This is a genomic window from Methylobacterium aerolatum (assembly GCF_022179085.1).
In the GTDB taxonomy this organism is placed as follows: Bacteria; Pseudomonadota; Alphaproteobacteria; order Rhizobiales; family Beijerinckiaceae; genus Methylobacterium; species Methylobacterium aerolatum.
In genome coordinates this window covers 316,041-334,763 of sequence record NZ_BPQE01000011.1, presented here as the reverse complement: position 1 = coordinate 334,763, position 18,723 = coordinate 316,041, and the positions used below count along the sequence as shown (strand labels likewise).

Annotated in this window: 21 protein-coding genes; 11 read left to right on the top strand and 10 right to left on the bottom strand. The window is 69.4% G+C overall.

Annotation, left to right across the window (positions count from 1 at the left end; all coding sequences use genetic code 11):
* Positions 1-57: 57 nt before the first annotated feature.
* On the bottom strand, positions 58-1,104 hold the full coding sequence (locus tag MFF06_RS08420; RefSeq protein WP_238202834.1) for a threonine aldolase family protein: 1,047 nt from the start codon (positions 1,102-1,104) through the stop codon (positions 58-60).
* Between the two features lie 270 nt (positions 1,105-1,374).
* Here MFF06_RS08420 and rpsU point away from each other — a divergent pair, with 270 nt between their 5' ends.
* The gene (rpsU, locus tag MFF06_RS08415) at positions 1,375-1,707 is read left to right on the top strand and encodes a 30S ribosomal protein S21 (protein ID WP_238202833.1); all 333 of its coding nucleotides are present in this window, start codon (positions 1,375-1,377) and stop codon (positions 1,705-1,707) included.
* A gap of 493 nt (positions 1,708-2,200) precedes the next feature.
* Here the strand turns inward: rpsU and MFF06_RS08410 are convergent, their stop codons facing one another.
* A complete protein-coding gene (locus MFF06_RS08410) occupies positions 2,201-3,217 on the bottom strand; it encodes a hypothetical protein (RefSeq protein WP_238202832.1) in 1,017 nt (338 codons plus the stop codon).
* A gap of 346 nt (positions 3,218-3,563) precedes the next feature.
* Here MFF06_RS08410 and MFF06_RS08405 point away from each other — a divergent pair, with 346 nt between their 5' ends.
* The 5 genes from MFF06_RS08405 (at position 3,564) to MFF06_RS08385 (ending at position 7,339) form a co-directional block, all read left to right on the top strand.
* On the top strand, positions 3,564-4,970 hold the full coding sequence (locus MFF06_RS08405) for an ATP-binding protein (RefSeq protein ID WP_238203083.1): 1,407 nt from the start codon (positions 3,564-3,566) through the stop codon (positions 4,968-4,970).
* On the top strand, positions 4,967-5,641 hold the full coding sequence (locus MFF06_RS08400) for a response regulator (protein WP_238202831.1): 675 nt from the start codon (positions 4,967-4,969) through the stop codon (positions 5,639-5,641). The genes MFF06_RS08405 and MFF06_RS08400 overlap by 4 nt, the downstream gene beginning before the upstream one ends.
* A gap of 112 nt (positions 5,642-5,753) precedes the next feature.
* Positions 5,754-6,224: a tellurite resistance TerB family protein gene (locus MFF06_RS08395; RefSeq protein WP_238202829.1), complete on the top strand. Its 471-nt coding sequence runs from the start codon at positions 5,754-5,756 to the stop codon at positions 6,222-6,224.
* Entirely contained in the window at positions 6,221-6,619 is a 399-nt protein-coding gene (locus tag MFF06_RS08390) for a CidA/LrgA family protein (RefSeq protein WP_238202827.1), read from the top strand. Before MFF06_RS08395 ends, MFF06_RS08390 begins: the two co-directional genes overlap by 4 nt.
* 3 nt (positions 6,620-6,622) lie before the next feature.
* On the top strand, positions 6,623-7,339 hold the full coding sequence (locus MFF06_RS08385; RefSeq protein WP_238202825.1) for an LrgB family protein: 717 nt from the start codon (positions 6,623-6,625) through the stop codon (positions 7,337-7,339).
* 6 nt (positions 7,340-7,345) lie between these two features.
* On the opposite strand, the gene MFF06_RS08380 is transcribed toward MFF06_RS08385, so the two are convergent.
* Positions 7,346-8,443, bottom strand: a complete 1,098-nt coding sequence (locus tag MFF06_RS08380; protein WP_238202823.1) for an NAD(P)/FAD-dependent oxidoreductase — start codon at positions 8,441-8,443, stop codon at positions 7,346-7,348.
* Between the two features lie 365 nt (positions 8,444-8,808).
* Here MFF06_RS08380 and MFF06_RS08375 point away from each other — a divergent pair, with 365 nt between their 5' ends.
* The 3 genes from MFF06_RS08375 (at position 8,809) to MFF06_RS08365 (ending at position 11,251) form a co-directional block, all read left to right on the top strand.
* A complete protein-coding gene (locus MFF06_RS08375; protein ID WP_238202821.1) occupies positions 8,809-9,255 on the top strand; it encodes a Ros/MucR family transcriptional regulator in 447 nt (148 codons plus the stop codon).
* A gap of 531 nt (positions 9,256-9,786) precedes the next feature.
* Entirely contained in the window at positions 9,787-10,941 is a 1,155-nt protein-coding gene (locus tag MFF06_RS08370; RefSeq protein WP_306421657.1) for a GGDEF domain-containing protein, read from the top strand.
* A gap of 103 nt (positions 10,942-11,044) precedes the next feature.
* Complete coding sequence (locus MFF06_RS08365; RefSeq protein ID WP_238202819.1) at positions 11,045-11,251, top strand: SlyX family protein; 207 nt, start codon at positions 11,045-11,047, stop codon at positions 11,249-11,251.
* Positions 11,252-11,312: 61 nt separating this feature from the next.
* Here the strand turns inward: MFF06_RS08365 and MFF06_RS08360 are convergent, their stop codons facing one another.
* On the bottom strand, positions 11,313-12,101 hold the full coding sequence (locus tag MFF06_RS08360; RefSeq protein WP_238202817.1) for a class II glutamine amidotransferase: 789 nt from the start codon (positions 12,099-12,101) through the stop codon (positions 11,313-11,315).
* Between the two features lie 346 nt (positions 12,102-12,447).
* On the opposite strand from MFF06_RS08360, the gene MFF06_RS08355 reads away from it, so the two are divergent.
* A complete protein-coding gene (locus MFF06_RS08355; RefSeq protein ID WP_238202815.1) occupies positions 12,448-12,825 on the top strand; it encodes a response regulator in 378 nt (125 codons plus the stop codon).
* A 30-nt stretch (positions 12,826-12,855) separates the two neighbouring features.
* Here the strand turns inward: MFF06_RS08355 and MFF06_RS08350 are convergent, their stop codons facing one another.
* From MFF06_RS08350 to MFF06_RS08335, 4 genes are all read right to left on the bottom strand, one after another.
* Positions 12,856-14,580 carry a DEAD/DEAH box helicase gene (locus MFF06_RS08350; protein WP_238202813.1) on the bottom strand — a complete coding sequence of 575 codons (1,725 nt, stop codon included), beginning with the start codon at positions 14,578-14,580 and terminating at the stop codon, positions 12,856-12,858.
* A 231-nt stretch (positions 14,581-14,811) separates the two neighbouring features.
* Positions 14,812-15,048 (bottom strand): DUF6894 family protein, encoded by a 237-nt coding sequence (locus MFF06_RS08345; protein ID WP_238202811.1) that lies wholly within the window; start codon positions 15,046-15,048, stop codon positions 14,812-14,814.
* 480 nt (positions 15,049-15,528) lie between these two features.
* Complete coding sequence (locus MFF06_RS08340; RefSeq protein ID WP_370876628.1) at positions 15,529-16,293, bottom strand: FAD-binding oxidoreductase; 765 nt, start codon at positions 16,291-16,293, stop codon at positions 15,529-15,531.
* Positions 16,253-16,858, bottom strand: a complete 606-nt coding sequence (locus MFF06_RS08335) for a sulfite oxidase-like oxidoreductase (RefSeq protein WP_238202806.1) — start codon at positions 16,856-16,858, stop codon at positions 16,253-16,255. The genes MFF06_RS08340 and MFF06_RS08335 overlap by 41 nt, the downstream gene beginning before the upstream one ends.
* 187 nt (positions 16,859-17,045) lie before the next feature.
* On the opposite strand from MFF06_RS08335, the gene MFF06_RS08330 reads away from it, so the two are divergent.
* Entirely contained in the window at positions 17,046-17,354 is a 309-nt protein-coding gene (locus tag MFF06_RS08330) for a hypothetical protein (protein ID WP_238202804.1), read from the top strand.
* Positions 17,355-17,411: 57 nt separating this feature from the next.
* Here the strand turns inward: MFF06_RS08330 and MFF06_RS08325 are convergent, their stop codons facing one another.
* The gene (locus tag MFF06_RS08325) at positions 17,412-18,356 is read right to left on the bottom strand and encodes a DMT family transporter (RefSeq protein ID WP_283207257.1); all 945 of its coding nucleotides are present in this window, start codon (positions 18,354-18,356) and stop codon (positions 17,412-17,414) included.
* The gene (infA, locus tag MFF06_RS08320) at positions 18,353-18,628 is read right to left on the bottom strand and encodes a translation initiation factor IF-1 (RefSeq protein ID WP_012320343.1); all 276 of its coding nucleotides are present in this window, start codon (positions 18,626-18,628) and stop codon (positions 18,353-18,355) included. The genes MFF06_RS08325 and infA overlap by 4 nt, the downstream gene beginning before the upstream one ends.
* Between the last annotated feature and the right edge of the window lie 95 nt (positions 18,629-18,723).

Genomic DNA, 18,723 nt, shown 5'->3' with positions numbered 1-18,723 from the left:
GCCGACGGTCGGGTCGTGCCTGGATGACCTCGCCGCGCTGCCAAGGACGCCCGGGCGTCAGGCCGCCACGGCGGCGAGCGCGTTCAGGTCGGCGATCAACTGGTCGATGCGCTCATCCCTGGCGTCCCAGGCGAACATGAAGCGCGCCCCGCCCCCGATGAAGGTGTAGAAGCGCCACCCCCTGGACCGCAGCCCCTCGGCCATGGCCGGAGGGAGGCTGAGGAACACGGCGTTCGCCTCCACCGGGAACAGCGCGCTCACCCCCGGCAGGCCGGACACCGCCGCCGCGAAGCGGGCCGCGCAGGCATTGCCGTGCTGGGCATTGCGCAGCCACGCGCCGCTCTCCAGCATCCCGACCCACGGGGCCGAAAGGAAGCGCATCTTCGAGGCGAGCTGGCCCGCCTGCTTGCAGCGGTAGCCGAAATCCTCCGCGAGCTTGGCATCGAAGAAGACCACGGCCTCCCCGGCATGCATCCCGTTCTTGGTGCCGCCGAAGCAGAGGACATCGACCCCCGAACGCCACGTCATGTCGGCGGCGCTGCAGCCGAGGCTGGCGCAGGCGTTGGCGAAGCGCGCCCCGTCCATGTGGAGGGCGAGGCCGAGACGACGGCACTCGGCGGACAGGGCGCGAATCTCCGACAGGGTGTAGACCTGTCCGGTCTCCGTCGGCTGGGTGATCGTCACCGCCCGGGGACGCGGGAAGTGGATGTCGCTCCGGTTGGTCGCGAGGCCGCGAATCGCCTGCGGCGTCAGCTTGCCGCCCTCGGTGCGCACCGTGAGCAGTTTCGATCCGTTGGAGAAGAATTCGGGCGCGCCGCACTCGTCCGTCTCGACATGGGCCGAATCGGCGCAGAGCACGCTGTGGTAGGACTGGCACAGGGAGGCCAGGGCCAGGGCGTTCGCCGCCGTGCCGTTGAAGGCAAAGAACACTTCGCACGGCGTCTCGAACAGGGTGCGGAAGGCATCGGCCGCCCGGGTGGTCCAGGCGTCTTCGCCATAGGCCGGAGCGTGGCCGGTATTCGCCGCCGCCATCGCCTCCCACGCCTCAGGGCAGATGCCGGAGTAGTTGTCGCTGGCGAATTGCTGGGCGTCGTCGAGGCTCATCGCGGTATGGTAACACCCGGACCCGGAACTCTGCCACGATGCTTCGGTTTCATCGACGCGCATCTGCCATACGTCCCGAGAAGGGCCTGTGCCGTCTTGGAACTCGGCGGCGCTTGGTGTAGAAGCTCCACCAAGGCGCGTTCCACCCGCCGATTCGTTGACCGATCGCGAGTGTCCCTCCCGGTTTTGTCCGGGCGAGGGACTTTGTCGGTTCACGAATCGGCGCGAGGTCGCGTATCCCGTGACTTAAGGCCCAAAGGATCGATTCCGTTGCAGGTACTCGTTCGCGACAATAACGTCGACCAAGCCCTCCGCGTCCTCAAGAAGAAGATGCAGCGTGAGGGCATCTTCCGCGAGATGAAGCAGCGCAAGGCTTACGAGAAGCCCTCGGTGCGCCGCGCCCGTGAGAAGGCCGAAGCCGTCCGCCGCGCCCGCAAGCAGGCCCGCAAGACCGCGATCCGCGAGGGCCTGATCGCCGCTCCGAAGCCGAAGCCCCGCGTCGCCGGCGCCGGCCGTCGCCCCGGCCTGCCCTCTGCTTCGCAGCCGCAGGCCAGCACCAACAACGCCGGCCAGTTCTCCGGCGCTCCGGCTACCGCTGCCTAAGCGTCTTCTCTCGCCTAGTGGCGGGGAATTGATCAGTATCACGAGGCCCGGCCGCGACAGCGGCTCGGGCCTTTTGGCGTTGGCGGGTTGGAAAGTTGATGCGGGCGATCGGTACGGCGAGCTTGCGGGTCTCTGAAACCGAGACCGGCCGCCGTTCCGGCAAAACCCTCAGCAGCGCACGTCGCGGTCATCATCGGGCGCCGAGGACCTGCCGGTGTCGCTGCGGACGCAGCGATGCGATCCCGTAAACGCCTCGTCCGAAGACGCGCCTGGCCGGATGCAGTCGTTGTCGAGGACGGGAGAAACGGGGGCGATCGGCGGAGAATGGTGGCTGTTCGCCCGGCTGACGAAGACCTCTCGACTCATGGCGAGGGCAGTCAGGCAATCTCGGTGGATGCGACGTCCGAGGGTGCTCTGCGGCGCCGTCAGTGGCGTCGCCGTCCCTGTACGAACGGCGGCACCTTCCGGGCGACGAGGTCGATCCGGCGGTTCGTCAGAATGCGTTGCGAACGGCGTCGCCCAAGGCGCTGACGCTTTCCTGGATCTTCCGGCCGGCGGGGGCCAGGGACGGCAGCTTGACGCCGAGGATGCTCGTCTCCTCCGGTTCCGCCGAGGCGACGGTCGTCTTGGCGGCAGTCATCTTCGCGGCGGCCGTCTGGGTCGCCTCCGGTTGATGGGCGGGGGCCGGTTTGGCGGCGGCAGCCGTCCTGTGCGGCTTGTCGGCGGCGGACCGAGCGGGCGCCTTTTTCTCAGCCGACGCCTCCCGGATTTTCGCGGGTTCGGCCTTGGGCTTGGCCGCCTCGGCGACGGGCTTGGGTGTCTCGGACTTGACCGCTTCGGCCTTGGGGGCTTCGACCTTCGGACGCGCGGCGGCCTGTGGCAGGGTGGCCTGGGGCGGTGCGGCGTCCTCGCGGGCGCGCACGGTCTCCCGCGGCGTCACGAGGGCGGCGGTGCGGGCCGGGGCCACCGGCTTAACCGCCGGCGGCGGCGACACCACCGCCACCGGCGTGGGAACGGGGATGCGGGCCTCGGGAGGCTTGGCGTCTACGATCTTCGGCTCGGGCGCCGCGGCCTGGACGACCCCGGCATCCGCGGCCTTGGCGACGAGCGGGGCGGCGGCGCCCGGAGCGGGCTTGCTCAACCCGGCCACCGGGCCGGGGCCGCCCGACAGGGTCGCGACCTTCACCGGCTCGATCTTCGCCGCAGCCACGGGCGGCGCGGCCTCGGCGGATGGCTTGACGGCGGAGGCGGCCACCACCGGCAGCCCGTCCTTCAAGTCGGGCCATTTCGAGGCGAGCCCGCCGTCGATCACGGGCGCGGCGGCGACGGCCACGGCGGGCATCTTGGCCGGCGGAGCGAGGATGTCGCCGATCACCGACGAGGCGGCCATGGCGAAGCCTGCCAAGGCCACGACGCCGACACCGGCGATCGCCAGGGGAACCATCGACCGGCGCGGTGCGGCGCGGCGGGCGGGGCGGGTCTCGGACTCGTTCAGGGCGAACTCGGACATCGTCTGCGATCTCGTCCCGGATGAACGGGAATCGCCGGTGGAGCGAACGGCGGCTTCCTGCCCGGCGTGGACGTCCCACGCTGTCCCGGATTGATCACCAATTGGGGAGGGACAATACGGCACAATGATGTCTGCGCCGCGCAAACCAGGCTCTGATCTTGTCCGGGCAAGTGGTTTCACGGTCATCCACAACAAATAACCCGCGGTGCTTAAGGAAACGTAGTCGCCGGGTGCTGGCACCGTGAAAATAACCCTTGCCGAGTGGGCGGTTGCGGATGGACATCCCGCCCGGCCGAGCTAAGCCATATCCGTGGAGACACATTCGACTTCCCCGCCTCCGGGCGCCATCGCGGCACCGAAGCCGGCCGCCCCCTGGGCGGGCTGGTCGACCCGCGCGCGGCTCATCGCCGTCGTGCTGCTAATCGATCTGGTGGCGGCCATCGTGTCGTGTGGCGCCATCGTGTTGAACGCTCGCTCGGCCGTGCGGGTGGAGACCCGCGCGTCCCTGGCGACGGTGGAATCCCTCGTGGCGGACACGATCCGCCTCGCGGAACGTGCCCCGCCGGAGACGCTGCTCCAGACCCTCGACGTCCGCTTCCGCACCCTGCGCCATGTCCGCGTCGCCGTGATCGACATGGAGGGCAACCGCGTCGGCGCCTCGACTCCCGAGCGCCGCCCGTCCCGCGAGGCGCCGACGTGGTTCGCGGACCTGATCATGCCGCCGATCGAGCGGCACAGCCTGCCGATCGCCCTGGCCGGGCGGACCCTCGGCACGGCGCAGATCACCACCCAGCCGATGGACGAGATCGACGAGATCTGGAGCTACGCCCGCGCCCTCTCGCTGATCACCCTGCTCATCAACGCGACGATCCTGGTGGCGCTCTACCTCGCGCTGGGCCGGATCCTCGCCCCGCTGCGGCGGCTCGGATCGGCGCTGCTGCAACTGGAGCACCACGATTACACGGCCCGGCTGGAGCCGCCCAAGACCCGCGAATTGGCGGTGATCGCCGAGCGGTTCAACCGCGTGGCCTCGGCCCTCGCCAAGGTGCGCTCGGCCAACGGCCGCCTGAACCAGAAGCTGCTGACCGCGCAGGACGACGAGCGGCGGCGCACCGCGCTCGAACTCCACGACGAGTTCGGGCCGTGCCTGTTCGCGCTGGAGGCCAACGCCGCCTCCATCGCGCGGATCGCCGCAGGGGGCGGCGAGGTCGACCGGAGTCGGCTCGCCTCGCGGGCGGCGGAGATCAGCACCATCGTCGGGCAGGTCCAGGGGGTGAACCGGGAGCTGCTGAACCGATTGCGGCCGCACGGTCTCGGCCAGGCGCCGCTCGCCACCTGCCTCGATCTGCTCCTGCGCAACTTCGGGGCGCGCTATCCCGGCACGGCCTTCACCGGACGGTTCGACGGCCTGGCCAAGGGCTACGACGACCTGATCGACCTCACGGTCTTCCGATGCATCCAGGAAAGCGCCACCAACGCCGTGCGCCATGGCGGCGCGACGCAGGTGGAGGCGATCGCCGAGGAGCGTGGGGGCTCGGTCCTCGTCGAAATCTGCGACAACGGTTCGGGAATCCCGGCGAACCACTCGCTCGGCCTCGGCTTGCCGGGGATGCGGGAGCGGGTCGAGGCCCTTCAGGGCACTTTCGCCCTTGACAATGCAGGCCCCGGCACGATCGTCCGCATTGCCATCCCGGTGCCGTCCGAGCGGAGCCGGGAGATCGGCGAAGACCCGAAAGCCGCGCAGAGCGCATGAACGCCATTGCTTCCCAGATCGCGCCTGCCACGACCCGCCTGCCGGTTCTGGTGATCGACGACCATCCGATCGTGCTTCAGGGCTGCCGCCGCGTCTTGGAGGATGCCGGCGTCGAGACCATCGCCGAAGCGACGACCGTAGTGGGCGGATACCGGATCTTCCACCGGTTGCGGCCGCCGGTGGTGATTTGCGACCTCACCTTCCAGGGCAACGGGCTCGCCGGCCTCGGGCTGATCCGGCGCATCCGCGCCGTCGCGCCGGCGACGCGGATCCTCGTCTTCAGCATGCACAACGATCCGGTGATCGTGGCGCGGGCCCTGGAGGCGGGGGCCCTGGGCTACGTGCTGAAGGATCATGCCTCGGCCGAGCTCTATGATGCCTTCGAGAAGGTCCGGCACGGCGAAGTCTACCTCGACCGTCGCCTCGCCACCGAGGTGGCGATGCTGCGTGCCGACGCGCGGCGCACCCCGGAATCGCAGCTGACCCCGCGCGAGCAGCAGATTCTCGCCCGCCTCGCGCAGGGCCGCTCCTACGGCGCCATCGCGGCCGACCTGTCGGTGAGCTACAAGACCGTCACCAACGCCTGCTCGCAGATGCGCCAGAAGCTCGGTGTCCGCACCCTGGCCGAACTGATCCACGTCGCGGTCACCCACGCCCAGCGCTCGGGCTGAGCACCGCCGCGATAGATGCAGCCACGCCACGGGTCGGCGCGGGATGAGTCCGGGCGCTTGACGCGAGCTTGACGGCACCGAATGGTGCTTCGCGGAGCGCCCCGGAGCGAACATGTCCCTGATCGCACGCGTGCGTGCCTACGCGGTCGACGTCCTCGGCATCGGCTCGGCCGATCAGCGCAAGGCCGTCGATGACACCCATCTTGCGGCCACGGCACTGCTGGTGCACGTCGCCCGGGTGGACGGGATCCTGGCCTTTGCCGAGAGTGAGCGCCTCGCCCGCCTCGTGGAGGGGCACTACGCCGAGGGTCCGGCGGCCGCCCGCGACCTGATCACCCGGGCCGCCGCCGTCGACATCGAGACCCGCGACGTGGCGAGCCTCGTGGAGATGCTGCCTCACGAGGCCGACAGCGCCGAGCGGAGCGAACTCCTGGCCATGGCATGGTCGGTGGCCGCCGCCGACGGCGTGGTGGACGAGTTCGAGGAGGCGCTGGTGGAGCGCCTGGGCCGCCTCCTCGGCTTCGACGAGCCGACCATCGCCGCGGCCCGCCGCACGGGGACGGCCGACGCGCCCGCCCCATGATCGCCAGCCTCGCCCTGATCCTGCTGGCCCAACTCCTCGGGGAGGCGCTGGCCCGTGGTCTCGGCCTGCCGGTACCCGGCCCGGTGATCGGTATGGGGCTGATGGTGCTGTTCCTGGTGGCGCGGGACGCGAAGGGCGGTCATCTCGCGCGCGTCCTGCCCGCGCCCCTCACGAACGGCACCCTGGAGACGATGGCCAAGGGCCTCCTCGTCAACCTCTCGCTGCTCTTCGTCCCGGCCGGGGTGGGCGTGGTGGGGCGGCTGGACCTGATCCGCACGCAGGGGCTCAAGCTCGGGATCATCCTCATCGTCTCGACGGCGCTCTCCCTGCTAACGACGGTGCTGGTGTTCCGCGCGGTGGCGAATCTCGTCGAGCGCCGGGGCCGGAACGACTGAGCGATGACCGGCGACTTCTCCCTCTGGGTCTACCTCGCCCGGACGCCGCTCCTGTGGCTCACGGTGACGCTGACCGCCTACGTCGCCGCCGACCGCATCGCCGTCGCCACGGGAAGGCACCCCCTCGCCAACCCCGTGCTGTTCTCCGTGGTGTTCGTCGCCGCCGTCCTGGCGATCTCGGACACTCCCTATCCGACCTATTTCGAGGGCGCGCAGTTCGTCCACTTCCTCCTCGGCCCGGCGACGGTGGTCTTGGCCTTCCCGCTCTACGAGCGGCGGGCGACGGTGATGCGGGCGTTGCTGCCGATGCTCGCCGCCCTGGCGGCCGGGGCGGCCATGACCCTGCTCGTGGTCATTGTCCTGGCCCGGCTCTTCTCGCTGCCGCAACCACTGGTGGTATCACTGGCTCCGAAATCGGTGACATCGGGCGTCGCCATGGGCATCGCGGAGACGCTGGGAGGCGATCCGACGCTCACCGCCATCCTCGTGATCCTCACCGGGATCATCGGGGCGATCCTCGTCACGCCGATGATGGAGCGCCTCGGCATCACCGACATGCGCGCCCGCGGTTTCGCGGCGGGTCTCGCCGCGCACGGGATCGGCACCGCGCGGGCCTTCCAGGTGAGCGAGGTGGCGGGCACCTTCGCCGGCATCGCCATGGGACTGAACGCCTTCCTCACGGCGATCCTCGCGCCGGTGGCGCTGCACCTCCTGCGTTGAGTCGGCTCACGCCTCCAGCCGGGCGGCGATAGCGTCGGCGAGCGACAGGCTGGAGGTCAGCCCGGGGCTCTCGATGCCGAAGAGATGGACGAGCCCCGGCAGGCCGTGCTCCGCCGGGCCTTCCACACGGAAATCCCGGGCGGGTTCGCCGGGCCCGCTGAGCTTCGGTCGCAACCCGGCGTAATCGGGTTGAAGCGCGCCCTCCGGAAGGCCCGGCCAGTAGCGCCGGATCGCCTCCGCGAAGACCGGCGCGCGGCCGGGATCGACCCGGTAATCCGGCTCGTCGAGCCATTCCACGTCCGGCCCGAACCGGACACGGCCGTTGAGATCGAGGGTGAGGTGGATCCCCAGTCCGCCGTCGATCCGCGGCGCCGGATAGATCAGGCGCGAGAAGGCGGGCTTGCCGGTGCAGCCGAAGTAGTTGCCCCTGGCGATATGGAGCGTCGGCACCGCCGCGGCAGGATACCCTTCGGTGCGGGCCGCCAGATCCGGCGCGCCGAAGCCGGCGGCGTTGATCACCGCATCGACGTCCATCACGCCCGGCTCGGCACCCCCGAAGGTCGCCTGCCAGCGGTCGCCCCCGCGGGCCAGCCGCTCGATGGGCGTGCGCAGGGCGAGCGCGCCCCCGTGATCCTCGATCTCGCCGAGGATGGCCAGCATCAAGGCATGGCTGTCGACGATGCCGGTACGGGGAGAATGCAAGGCGAGGCGGCATTCGAGGTTCGGTTCGAGCCGCCGTGCCTCTTCCCGATCGAGGAGCGCGAGGTCCGGGACGCCGTTGGCCTCGCCCTTGTCGCGCAGGGCGGCGATTGCCTCCGCCTCCCCGTCATCGGCGGCGACGATCAGCTTGCCGCAGGCCCGGTGCGGGATGCCGTGGCTCGCGCAGTATGCGTAGAGCCGCCGCGCGCCTTCCACGCAATGCTGCGCCCGGAGCGATCCGGCCGGGTAGTACATTCCCGCGTGGATCACCTCCGAGGAACGGGAGGAGATGCCCGTACCGAAGGCGTCGGCCGCCTCCGCCACGATGACCGCGTGGCCCCGCAAGGCCAGCGCCCGGCCAGCGGCCAGCCCGACGATTCCCGCTCCGACGACCAGAACGTCCATCCGGCGCCCTCATCCGATCCCGTCGCCACGGCAGCGCGACGCCATCGCCGCGTCAGTAGCGCCATTGCAGCGGCGCGACCACCGTCCTTCTGAAGCAGCCGCCGAGGGTTGGAAATCGTTTCAAACCGGCTCACTTGCCAGTCTCTGGGGCTGATTGCTCCTAAAGATGAGTTCAACCGACGGTTGACGCGGTAATGCAATCATAAGTAGTATAGGCAACAAGTCAGCAGAGGGTTCGGGGATGGCGGTTCACCACCGTCGAGGGGGACCCGACGACTTGGCTGACTAGGCTGAGAAAACCTCACCACGAATCGGACAGCCGTCTCAAAGGCCCATTGTGCGATGGTGAGACCAAGGACCCATCGATGAGCCAACACCCTACCGTCGAACTCGCGACCCGTATCCTCACGGCCTATGTCAGCCGCAATCGCGTTCCCGCAAACAACCTGCCGGAATTGTTGCAGGAGATCCATCAGGCGCTGGAGCAACTGGGCAAACCGCCGGAGCGTCGGCCGCAGCGGCCGAGCGCGTCCCAGATCGCCGCGTCCATCCGGCCGGATGCCATCACGAGTTTCGAGGACGGCAAGCCCTACAAGGCCCTGCGCCGTCACCTGACCCTCCGGGGCCTGACGCCGGAGGCGTACCGGGCGAAATGGGGGCTTCCCGTCGATTACCCGATGGTCTGCGCCTCCTATAGCGCCCGGCGGTCGGAGATTTCGCGGGAGATCAGCGTCGGCCAGCAGCAGCGGGCCAAGATCGCGCCGGTCATCGCCGCCCAGGCGGCCAACGACAGCGTCCAGGCCCTGCGCTGAGACGTTGTCCGGGATTTCCGGATCCTTTCGCATTACCGTCCTTGCGAGGTCGGCGATCCGGGTTTGACTGTCACGGCAGAGGCGGAGCCGACGATGGGTTCCTCGGCAAATTCGGCACGCCGCGATCGGCCACGTCTCTCGAAGGTCGCGGAAAGGCCCTCGCCGTCCTGAGCGAGGGCCTTTCCGGCCGCGCACCGCCTTCCCCGAAGGCCCGGCCGGAACAGCGGCGCCGGTCGCGTCCCGCCCAAGGTGAAGAACGGTAAAACGTCTGTGTCGTGACTCCGGCGGCCGGCCGAGGTCTCGGCGACACAATCCGTTCGCACGCGCATTGTGAGACAGTTTTGCCGAACTATCACCCGTCCACTGGGTGAAACGACGACCCGGCCACGGAATGGTGTCCGTCTTGTCACATTTCGTAAGAAAGAGACAAATCTTTCTTCTGTCGGGAACTTAAGCTTGGCTGTGAGTCCGGTCTATGGCATGACTTGAAAGCGGCCGTCGGTCGACCATTGCTGATGAGGTCGAAACGAAGTGCCCGCCCTCGATCCCGCAACGCTTCTGATGGTGAGTTGCGCGACGACATTCCTTGTCGGACTGCAATTCCTGATCACGTGGCGGCAGATGCCCTCGCGGCGGTGCCTCCAGCTGTGGGGAATCGCGCATCTCGTCGGATCCTGCGGCTCGGTCCTGCTCGCGCTCCGCAACGTCATTCCCGACTGGATCTCGATCGGCTTCGGCAACGTGGCGATGATCACCGCTTATGGCGTGATCTGGAGCGGCGTGCGGGCCTTCGAGAGACGCGATTCCCATGTAATCCCCGCCGTTCTGGTCTCCGGGATCTGGGGCGTCCTGTGCCTGATCCCGTCCTTCTACGGCTCGATCTCCCTGAGGGTGGCCGTCGCGTCGCTCGTGGCAGGCGTCTACTGCACGGCTGGGGCCTGGGAATTCTGGCGGGGGCGCACCGAGCCGCTGCCCTCCCGTCGCTACGCGATCGGGCTGCTCGCCATCTACGCGGTCTGTTACTTCGTGAGGATCCCGGCCACCTTCATGGCGCCTCTGGCGCCGGGGCAACAGCCTCTGACATCCCATTGGGTGGCGATCCTGTGCCTTGCCGCGATGTTGTTCTCCATCGCCTCGGCCTTCACCTTCATCAACATGAACAAGGAACGGGCCGAGCGGGAGCAAAGGCTGGCGGCCCGCACCGATCCCCTCCTCGGCATCGCGAACCGGCGCGCCTTCCTCGAAACGGCGGAGGAGATGCTGCTCCGGCGGGGGGAAGCTGCCCTGCTTCTCCTCGATCTCGACCGGTTCAAGGCCGTCAACGACCGCTTCGGCCACGAGGTCGGCGACGCGGTGCTCCTCGCCTTTTGCGCCGTGGCGGAGGGTGTGCTGCCCCCATCGGCGATGTTCGGCCGGCTCGGCGGGGAGGAGTTCGGCTGCATTCTGACGGGCGCCGACGCCGTGGATGCCATGCGGGTGGCCGAGCGAATTCGCCGGACCTTCGCCCGCATCGCGATGCCGGAACTGCCCGGCCTCCAGCTGAGCGTGAGCATCGGCATCGCCCGGACTTCGGGCGGCGGCAGCGTGGATCAACTGCTGCGCCACGCCGATACCGCCCTCTACGCCGCCAAGGCCCGGGGGCGGGACCGGATCGAGGTGGCCGAGCCGGCGCTGCGGGCGGCCTGACGGGGCCGGTTGATCCGCGATCCTCCTTGAGGCACTCGCTGTCCCGAAACGACCGTCGCCCTCGCCTACAGGGCGGGCGACCGCGAAGGATCCGGATTTGCCCTTGGAAGACGCCGACCGCCTCGCCCGCCTGGAGATGCGTCTCATGGAGCAGGAGGCGACCATCGATGACCTGAACAAGGCCGTCACCGGCCAATGGCAGCAGATCGACCGGCTGACGCGCCTCGTGGCCGCGCTTCGCGATCAGGTCGAGGAAGCCGCCGCCCGCGCGGCCTCGCGCGCGCCGGAGCCTCCGCCGCCGCACTATTGAGCGCCACCCTCCTGCGTGGCCCCACCCGCACCGGCGACGGGGCGGGCGCAGCGGGACGAGATCAGGCGGCCCGCCGGGCGGCGTTGACCGGCTCGGACACGGTGACGGATCCGCCTCGCTCCGCCCGCAGGGTGCAGCCCTTCGGCACCACCTGCCACCCGTCCTTGCAACCGTCGATCGGCTCGGAGACGACGACGATCCCGCCAGGACCGGAGCGGTAGTACAGGCTGGGCGGGCGCCCGTCCGAGGCCCAACGGTAGGCCGTGAGGCTCTCGCCGTCGGTGAGCACGGCGGTGAAGCGCAGGGCCTCGGTGACGGAGGCCGCCTTCATCAGGCCGCGCACCGTCTCGATGGTGCGCGCCATGGCGCCCAGGGGATCGTCCTTCAGCCCGTTGGCCAGGGCGAGGAGGAAGATCGCCTCCGAATCCGTGCTGCCGCGCCGCTGGTCGTAGAGCTCGTCGGGAATCAGGGCTTCGAGCCGCCGCTTGATCCGGCAATAGCCGCCGATCTGGCCGTTATGCATGAAGAGGTGGCGGCCATGGGCGAAGGGATGGCAGTTCGCCCGCGCCGTCGCCGTGCCGGTGGAAGCGCGGACATGGGCGAAGAAGGTTCGCGCCCTCACCTGACCGCAGAGATTGACGAGATTCTCGTCCGACCACGCGGGCGAGATGTCACGGTACACCCCTGGCTCCGGCCGCTCGCCGTACCAGCCTATTCCGAAACCGTCCCCATTCGTCTCGGTCTTCCCCTCATCCGCATGGAGGGATTGATGCACCAGGGAATGCGTCGGCGCGCAGACGAGGTCGGAAAGAAAGACCGGCTCACCGCTATAGGCGAGAAAGCGGCACATGATCGAAGGGTCATCCTCAAGTTCGAGTGGACCGTGGTGCCTGTGACCCGCGTCGGAACTTCGTTCGCCGGCGTATCATAGGGTTGTAACCGTCGCGCCATCCTAATGAACAGTTTCTTAACTACCGGGCTCCTGCGCATATTTCAGGCGTCACGCCCGTGTGAGGGGCGGCTTGACTGCAGGGCAGGCATCGGCCTGCCGCGGAGCCGGACTCTTGTCGCGAGAGTCATGCCGGGCCAGCATGGCCGAATCGGGGAATCAGTCGCGTCGGTCGGCTTTTTTCGCCCCTCGCGAGGCTCGAACCCCCACCCCAGCCACTCAGGAGCCCACCATGGATTGCGGACGCATGGACCGTCACACACCGATCGCCCTCGTGGTCGAGGACGACGCCGCTGTCCGTGACCTCGCGACCGCCGTCCTGGAGGAGAGCGACCTCGGCGTCATCGCCTGTGAGAGCGCGGAGGATGCGCTCTCCGTGCTGGAGAGCGGCGATGTCACCGTAGCCCTGCTGTTCGCGGATGTCCGACTGCCGGGCGCCATGGACGGCATGACCCTCGCCCGCGATGTCGGCCGGCGCTGGCCGGGCACCCAGGTCGTCGTAACCTCCGGCGCGGCCCACGAGGGCGCGCTGCCGGACCGAGCCGTGTTCATGCAGAAGCCCTGGCGTGCCCTCGACGTGCTGGTCCAGGCCGAGCGCGCCACCCTGAAGGCGAAGGCGGCCTGACACCTCCGGGGGGATGGCGAGGGCGCGGGCTCAGGCCCGGCTCTGCTTGAACCCGCCCTTCCCCGCCTGCCGCCGATGGCGGTCGGCACGGGGCGATTGGGTGCCCTTGCCGCCGGGATGCCCCTTGCGCGGCGCGGGCGCCTGCTCGGCCGGAAGGGCCTCGATCTGGATCTCCGGCGAACCGTTCCGGGCGAACGCCTCGGCGAAGCGGGCGGCGGCGCTGCCGCGCACCTCGAACTTGGTCTCCCGCTCGAAGATACGGATGGCGCCGATCTCCTGCCGGTCCAAGTTGCCGCGCCGGGTGAGCAGCGGCAGCAGCCGCCGCGGATCGGCATTGTCCCGGCGCCCAAGGTTGAGGCGGAACCACACCGCCGGACCCATCGCCGCGATGGCCTCGGGGTTCAGCGGATCGTAGGGCGCCCGCTCGGGACGGGAGCGGCCCTCCCCCGGATCGGTCACGTCCTCCGGCTCAGGCAGCCGCATCCGGTAGACCCGCGCGAGGAGGCCGGCCAGTTCCTCTGCACTCTTCTGGGCCAGCAGCATCTGCGCCAGGGCCGTATCCTCTTCGGACACGGGCTCGGCGATCATCGGGTCCGTGAGCATCCGCTCCGCGTCGAGGCCGCGGATCGTGTCGGCCGAGGGCGGTCCCGACCATTCCGGCGCGACCTTGGCGATGGCGAACATCTGCTCCGCCCGGCGACGGCGCGCGTTCGGCACGAGGAGCACGGACGTCCCCTTCCGGCCCGCGCGGCCGGTACGCCCGCTGCGGTGCTGCATCACCTCGGCGTCGTGCGGCAGGTCCGCGTGGATCACGAGGCTGAGTGAAGGCAGGTCGATGCCCCGGGCCGCGACGTCGGTGGCGACGCAGACCTTCACGCGTCCGTCGCGCAGGGCCTGGAGGGCGGCGTTGCGCTCGCCCTGCCCCATCTCCCCCGACAGGCCGACCGCCGAGAAGCCGCGCTCCGTGAGGTTGGCCTGGAGGTGCCGCACCGCGTTGCGGGTGTTGCAGAACACGATGGCCGTCGGCGCGTCGGCCTCGCGCAGAAGGTTGAGCACCACGTGCTCGATCTCCCGGGGCACGACGCGGATCGCTCGGTAGGCGATATCGGCATGGCCCCGCGTCTCGCCCTTGATGGCCAGCCGCAGCGCGTCGCGCTGGTAGCGCTCGGCCAGCGCTTCGATTCCCTTCGGCAGGGTGGCGGAGAACAGGTAGGTCGAACGCTCGGCCGGCGTGGCCGAGAGGATGAACTCGATATCGTCGCGGAAGCCGAGATCGAGCATCTCGTCCGCCTCGTCGAGCACGACGGCGCGCAGGTTCGAGAGGTTCAGCACCCGCCGTTCCAGATGGTCGCGCAGGCGGCCGGGCGTGCCGACGACGATCTGCGATCCATCCATCAGCCGCCGGGCCTCGCGGCGCGGGTCCATGCCGCCGACGCAGGCCGTGACGCGCCCCTTGGCCGGTCCGTAGAGCCATTCGAGCTCGCGCTGCACCTGGAGCGCCAGTTCGCGGGTCGGCGCGATGACAAGGGCCAGCGGCGCGGCGGGCTGCGGCAGTTCCTCGCCGTCACCGATCAGCGATCCGGCCATGGCGAGGCCGTAGGCCACCGTCTTGCCCGAGCCGGTCTGGGCGGAGACGAGGAGATCGCGTCCGCCTCCGGATGCGTCCAGGACGGCGGCCTGAACCGGGGTGGGCTCGGCATAGCCGCGTTCGGCCAGGGCCCGCGCGATGGGGGCGGGCAGGGTGGGAAAAGGCACGTCTGTTCCGTTTTTCGTCGAGAGGCGCGGCGCACTCGCGCGCAGGGAGACCGATCGCGGTCGCCCGTTCACAGCACGGCCTTCGTAACGGTTGCGCGCGGACCTGACCACTCCCGGCCCGGCATGGCCCCCCCGCAGGCGACGAGGTCTTGGAGCGCCTTACGAAACTCCCGGCCACGGGGAGTTCTCCCTTCAACCTCGACGGCGCAGCGGGAGGTTTGAGAAAGGCTCTTACTCCGAGAAATCCGAATCGAAGGACATCCGCATCCGCAGAAGCACGGCCCCGTCCCCCTCGCGGACCGCCAGGACATAGTCCTGCCGGGTGGGGCCGTCGGCCATGCCCTGCGCGATGCGCGTCATGATTCGCGCCGCTTGGCTGCGCGCGGCGCCGAGATCGGGAAGGTCGTAACCCTCCCGGTCCCGGATGAAGTGAGTGCCGTCGTGAAGATCGATGAAGAAGCGTGGCACGGGCAGCGGCGGGTTGATTGATTCGGGCGCGGACCGTAGACCTACGTGGTTTCTACGCAGTTACAGAACGCTGCGCCAGCCCGTCCAATCGTCGCACCGCGCCGGTCTTCGGGCCGCCGCGACAGTCAAGCTGAGCGCGGCGTCTCAATAAGATCGACCGAAATAAGGACGAGACACCGGACCATAACGGTCGTTCACCGGCCAAGTGTAAGGACGCTCGGGTCCAGCAACGTTCGTGGTCGCTTGGTAACTGGGCTTGAAGCCCTTCATCGGGCGGACAGTCTTCGACTGACTGCCACTTCCGGCGTCGCGGGCCGAGGCCGACGCCGCGAACCCGGCGACCCCCAGCGCGACGAGTGAGATCCGAGTGAACGTTCCGATCATCGCCGTCTCCCTTTCCGGCCTGCCGGCCAGCGGGAATCGAACGGCAGGAAATGGCGGGCGGTTCCCGCCACGACGACCGTCGATGCGACGTCCCGTTCAGGCTCCGAATCGCTCCGTGCGGATGATCCCCGCCGGCACGCCAGCCGCCACGATGAGATCGGCCGTCGGACTGACGAAGCGGTTCGAGCCGCAGAGGAAGACCTTGCCCGGCGCGCCGGTCCAATCGAGGGCCGCCGCGACCAGGGCGTCATCGACCCGGCGCCCGTCGCCCTCGCGCGTGGTGCGCAGGAAGAGCGAGAAGTGCGGCTCGTCCCGGTGCCGGGCCTCCAACTCGTCGAGGGCGATAGCCTCGGCGCGGCTGCGCACGGAGAAGATCAGCGCGGCGGGAATCTCCGGCGCGACCTCCGCCCGGCGGCGCAGCATGGCGAGCAACGGCACCACGCCCGAGCCGCCCCCCGCCAGCAGCAGCGGCCCGCCATCGGGCCCGTCCCAGGAGAATGAGCCGCCGATCGGCCCGCGCATCTCCAGACGGTCGCCGACCTCGGCGGTGTCGAAGAACCAGCCCGAGACCTCGCCGTCCGGCAAACCCTCCACCAGCAGTTCGAGGGTCCCGCTGCCATCGGGCGGGGAGGCGACGGAGTAGCTGCGGCTGGCGCGGTAACCGTCCTCCGCCGTCAGGCGCACGTCGACGTGCTGGCCCGCCCGCTGGCGGTCGGCGATGGCGCAGCGCAGCCGCACGCTCTTCACCGTCGGCGTGACGGGCGCGATGGCGGCGACCTCCGCCTCGTACCAGTGGAAGACGATGGGCGCGAAGGCGGCCTCAGTCGCCGATGTAGCGCTGCTCACGCCAGGGATCTCCATACATGTGGTAGCCGCGCAACTCCCAGTAGCCCGCCGTGTCGGCCTTCGTGAAGCGAAGCCCCTTCAGCCACTTGGCGCTCTTCCAGAAGTAGAGATGCGGCACGAAGAACCGGGCCGGGCCGCCGTGGTCGGCATGAATCGGCTGGCCGTCGTAGCGCAGGGCGATCATCGCCTTGCCGTCCGTCAGGTCGGCGACGGGGATGTTGGTGGAATAGTCGTCGTAGGACTCCGCCAAGAGGTACTCCGTCGGCGCCTCGATGCCGGCATCGGTGAGGAGGTCGTCGAAGGTCACGCCCTCCCAGGTCGTGTCGAACTTCGACCACTTGGTGACGCAGTGGATGTCGCCGTGCCACGTCGTCTGCGGAAGCGCCTGCATCGCCTCCCAGGACCACGTCTTGATCGGCCGGGACCCGTCGCGGAGGGTGAATTGCCAGGTGGCGAGATCGACGGACGGGTTCGGCCCGATCTGGAGGATCGGGAAATCCTGGGTCAGGTACTGGCCGGGCGGGAGCCGCGCGCCGGTCTCCGGCGGCTGCCTGCGCCCGGTGAAGCCGCGTGTGACCATGGTGTCCCTCTTCGCTCGGGGAGGGTTTCGGGCCGAGACGGCGATCCGTCAAGCGCCGCGCGAAAACCCGGATGCTCCGGTTTCCATTGCGTGCAATCAGTATTTTGCGCGCTGCCGAACAATCGCCTGAAATCTCGCCTGTGTTAGGCTGCACGCTTCGGCGCAACGAGTCATCACGGGAAGAGACATGCGGACGACCCTCGCCATGGCCGCCATCCTCAGCGGCCTCATCACCCTCGCGCCCGCCGCCCAGGCGCGGGACGGAATCGGCCCGGCCGGTGCCGCGGCCCTCGGCGCGATCGGCGGCCTCGCGATCGGCGGGGCGATCGCCTCCTCCAACAACAACGGCTACTACCCCGGCCAGCCGGTCTACCGCGCCCCGCCGCCGCCGGTCTACGTCGAGGAAGATTACGGCCCGGTCTGCCATTTCGAGCGCCGCCGCACCGTCGATGCCTACGGCGACGTCTACATCCGCCGCGTCCGCGTCTGCGAATAAGGTCCAGCCTACTTCGTCATGGCGGAGCGGGCGGTGCGCCTCCGCTCCGCGTGCCGCTCATGCCCGCGACGATGGCGGCGGAGTTCCTGGCGGAGGAGCCGCCGGTTTCAGGCGCTCGGCGCAGGCGATGCCGCCGAGCACGAGGGCCAGCGCGGCGGCCTCCGTCGGCCCGAAGGTCTCGCCGATCAGGAGCACGGCCAGCAACGCGCCGAACACCGGCACGAGGTTGACGAACAGCCCCGCCCGGTTGGGGCCGATGGCCGCGACGCCGCGCATGTAACACAGTTGCGCGAGGAGCGAGGGGCCGAGGCCGACATAGGCGATCATGGCCCATCCCTCGGCGCTCGGCCACACGGTGCGGCCGAGCGACCATTCCACAGCCAGGGGCGGCAGGGAGGTCAGCGTGGCGGCAATCGCCATGGAGGCGAAGAACGCGAGGGCCGACATCCTCGGCCGCCTCGGCAGCAGGACCGTATAGCCCGCGAAGATCAGGCAGGCGCCGAAGACCAGCACGTCGCCGCGGTTGAAGTCGAGGTCGGTGAACACGGCCATGCGGCCATGGCTCGCGGCCAGGGCCGCCCCGGCGAGGGTCAGCACCACGCCGAGCATCTGCCCGGCCGTCACCCGCGTCCCGAAGCACAACCGGTTGATCAGGATAACCAGAACCGGAACCGCGCCCTGGAACAGGGCGAGGTTGATCGCGCCGGTATAGTTTCCGGCGGCGTAGAACAGGCAGTTGAAGGCCGTGTAGCCGAGGCCGCCCATCAGCAGGATGAACGGCCAGTTGCGGCGGATGACCGGCCACTCGGCCCGCACCGGTGCCACCGCGAGGGGCAGCAGCACGAGGCTCGCCACGAGCCAGCGCAGGGTCGTGATGGCCTGAGGCGAGACATGCCCCGGAGCCCAGCGGCTGGTCACGGCATTGCCTGCCCAGAGGAGGGCGCTGACGGTCAGAAGGCCGTAAGCGGCCGCAGCGGCGCCTCCAGGGCGCCACACCGTCAGCGACGGCGGAACTGGCCGCCGCGCACCGGAGGGCGCGGACCCGAGGAGCGCTCGTCCTTGTGGCGGAACACAAGGCGGCCCTTCTCGAGGTCGTAGGGCGACATCTCGACGGTCACCCGGTCCCCGGCCAGGGTCTTGATGCGGTTCTTCTTCATCTTGCCCGCGGTGTACGCCACGATCTCGTGGCCCTGATCGAGCTGCACGCGGTAGCGCGCATCGGGCAGGATCTCGATCACGAGACCGTCGAACTGCATCAACTCTTCTTTAGCCATACACCCTCTCCAGTCGAACCGTCCGGCAGCAGGCGTTCCGGCAAAAAAGCGTTCGACATCCCGTGTCGTCTGGAAGACACCGGGGCGCGGCAATC

Bases quoted from the DNA above. Each gene is read 5' to 3' on its own strand.
- MFF06_RS08375 (WP_238202821.1), top strand. From the start codon at position 8,809: ATGAGCCAACACCCTACCGTCGAACTCGCGACCCGTATCCTCACGGCC.
- infA (WP_012320343.1), bottom strand. From the start codon at position 18,628: ATGGCTAAAGAAGAGTTGATGCAGTTCGACGGTCTCGTGATCGAGATC.
- MFF06_RS08400 (WP_238202831.1), top strand. From the start codon at position 4,967: ATGAACGCCATTGCTTCCCAGATCGCGCCTGCCACGACCCGCCTGCCG.
- MFF06_RS08380 (WP_238202823.1), bottom strand. From the start codon at position 8,443: ATGGACGTTCTGGTCGTCGGAGCGGGAATCGTCGGGCTGGCCGCTGGC.
- MFF06_RS08420 (WP_238202834.1), bottom strand. From the start codon at position 1,104: ATGAGCCTCGACGACGCCCAGCAATTCGCCAGCGACAACTACTCCGGC.
- MFF06_RS08335 (WP_238202806.1), bottom strand. From the start codon at position 16,858: ATGGTCACACGCGGCTTCACCGGGCGCAGGCAGCCGCCGGAGACCGGC.
- MFF06_RS08340 (WP_370876628.1), bottom strand. From the start codon at position 16,293: ATGGAGATCCCTGGCGTGAGCAGCGCTACATCGGCGACTGAGGCCGCC.
- MFF06_RS08330 (WP_238202804.1), top strand. From the start codon at position 17,046: ATGCGGACGACCCTCGCCATGGCCGCCATCCTCAGCGGCCTCATCACC.
- MFF06_RS08355 (WP_238202815.1), top strand. From the start codon at position 12,448: ATGGACCGTCACACACCGATCGCCCTCGTGGTCGAGGACGACGCCGCT.
- MFF06_RS08410 (WP_238202832.1), bottom strand. From the start codon at position 3,217: ATGTCCGAGTTCGCCCTGAACGAGTCCGAGACCCGCCCCGCCCGCCGC.
- MFF06_RS08360 (WP_238202817.1), bottom strand. From the start codon at position 12,101: ATGTGCCGCTTTCTCGCCTATAGCGGTGAGCCGGTCTTTCTTTCCGAC.
- MFF06_RS08390 (WP_238202827.1), top strand. From the start codon at position 6,221: ATGATCGCCAGCCTCGCCCTGATCCTGCTGGCCCAACTCCTCGGGGAG.
- MFF06_RS08395 (WP_238202829.1), top strand. From the start codon at position 5,754: ATGTCCCTGATCGCACGCGTGCGTGCCTACGCGGTCGACGTCCTCGGC.
- MFF06_RS08385 (WP_238202825.1), top strand. From the start codon at position 6,623: ATGACCGGCGACTTCTCCCTCTGGGTCTACCTCGCCCGGACGCCGCTC.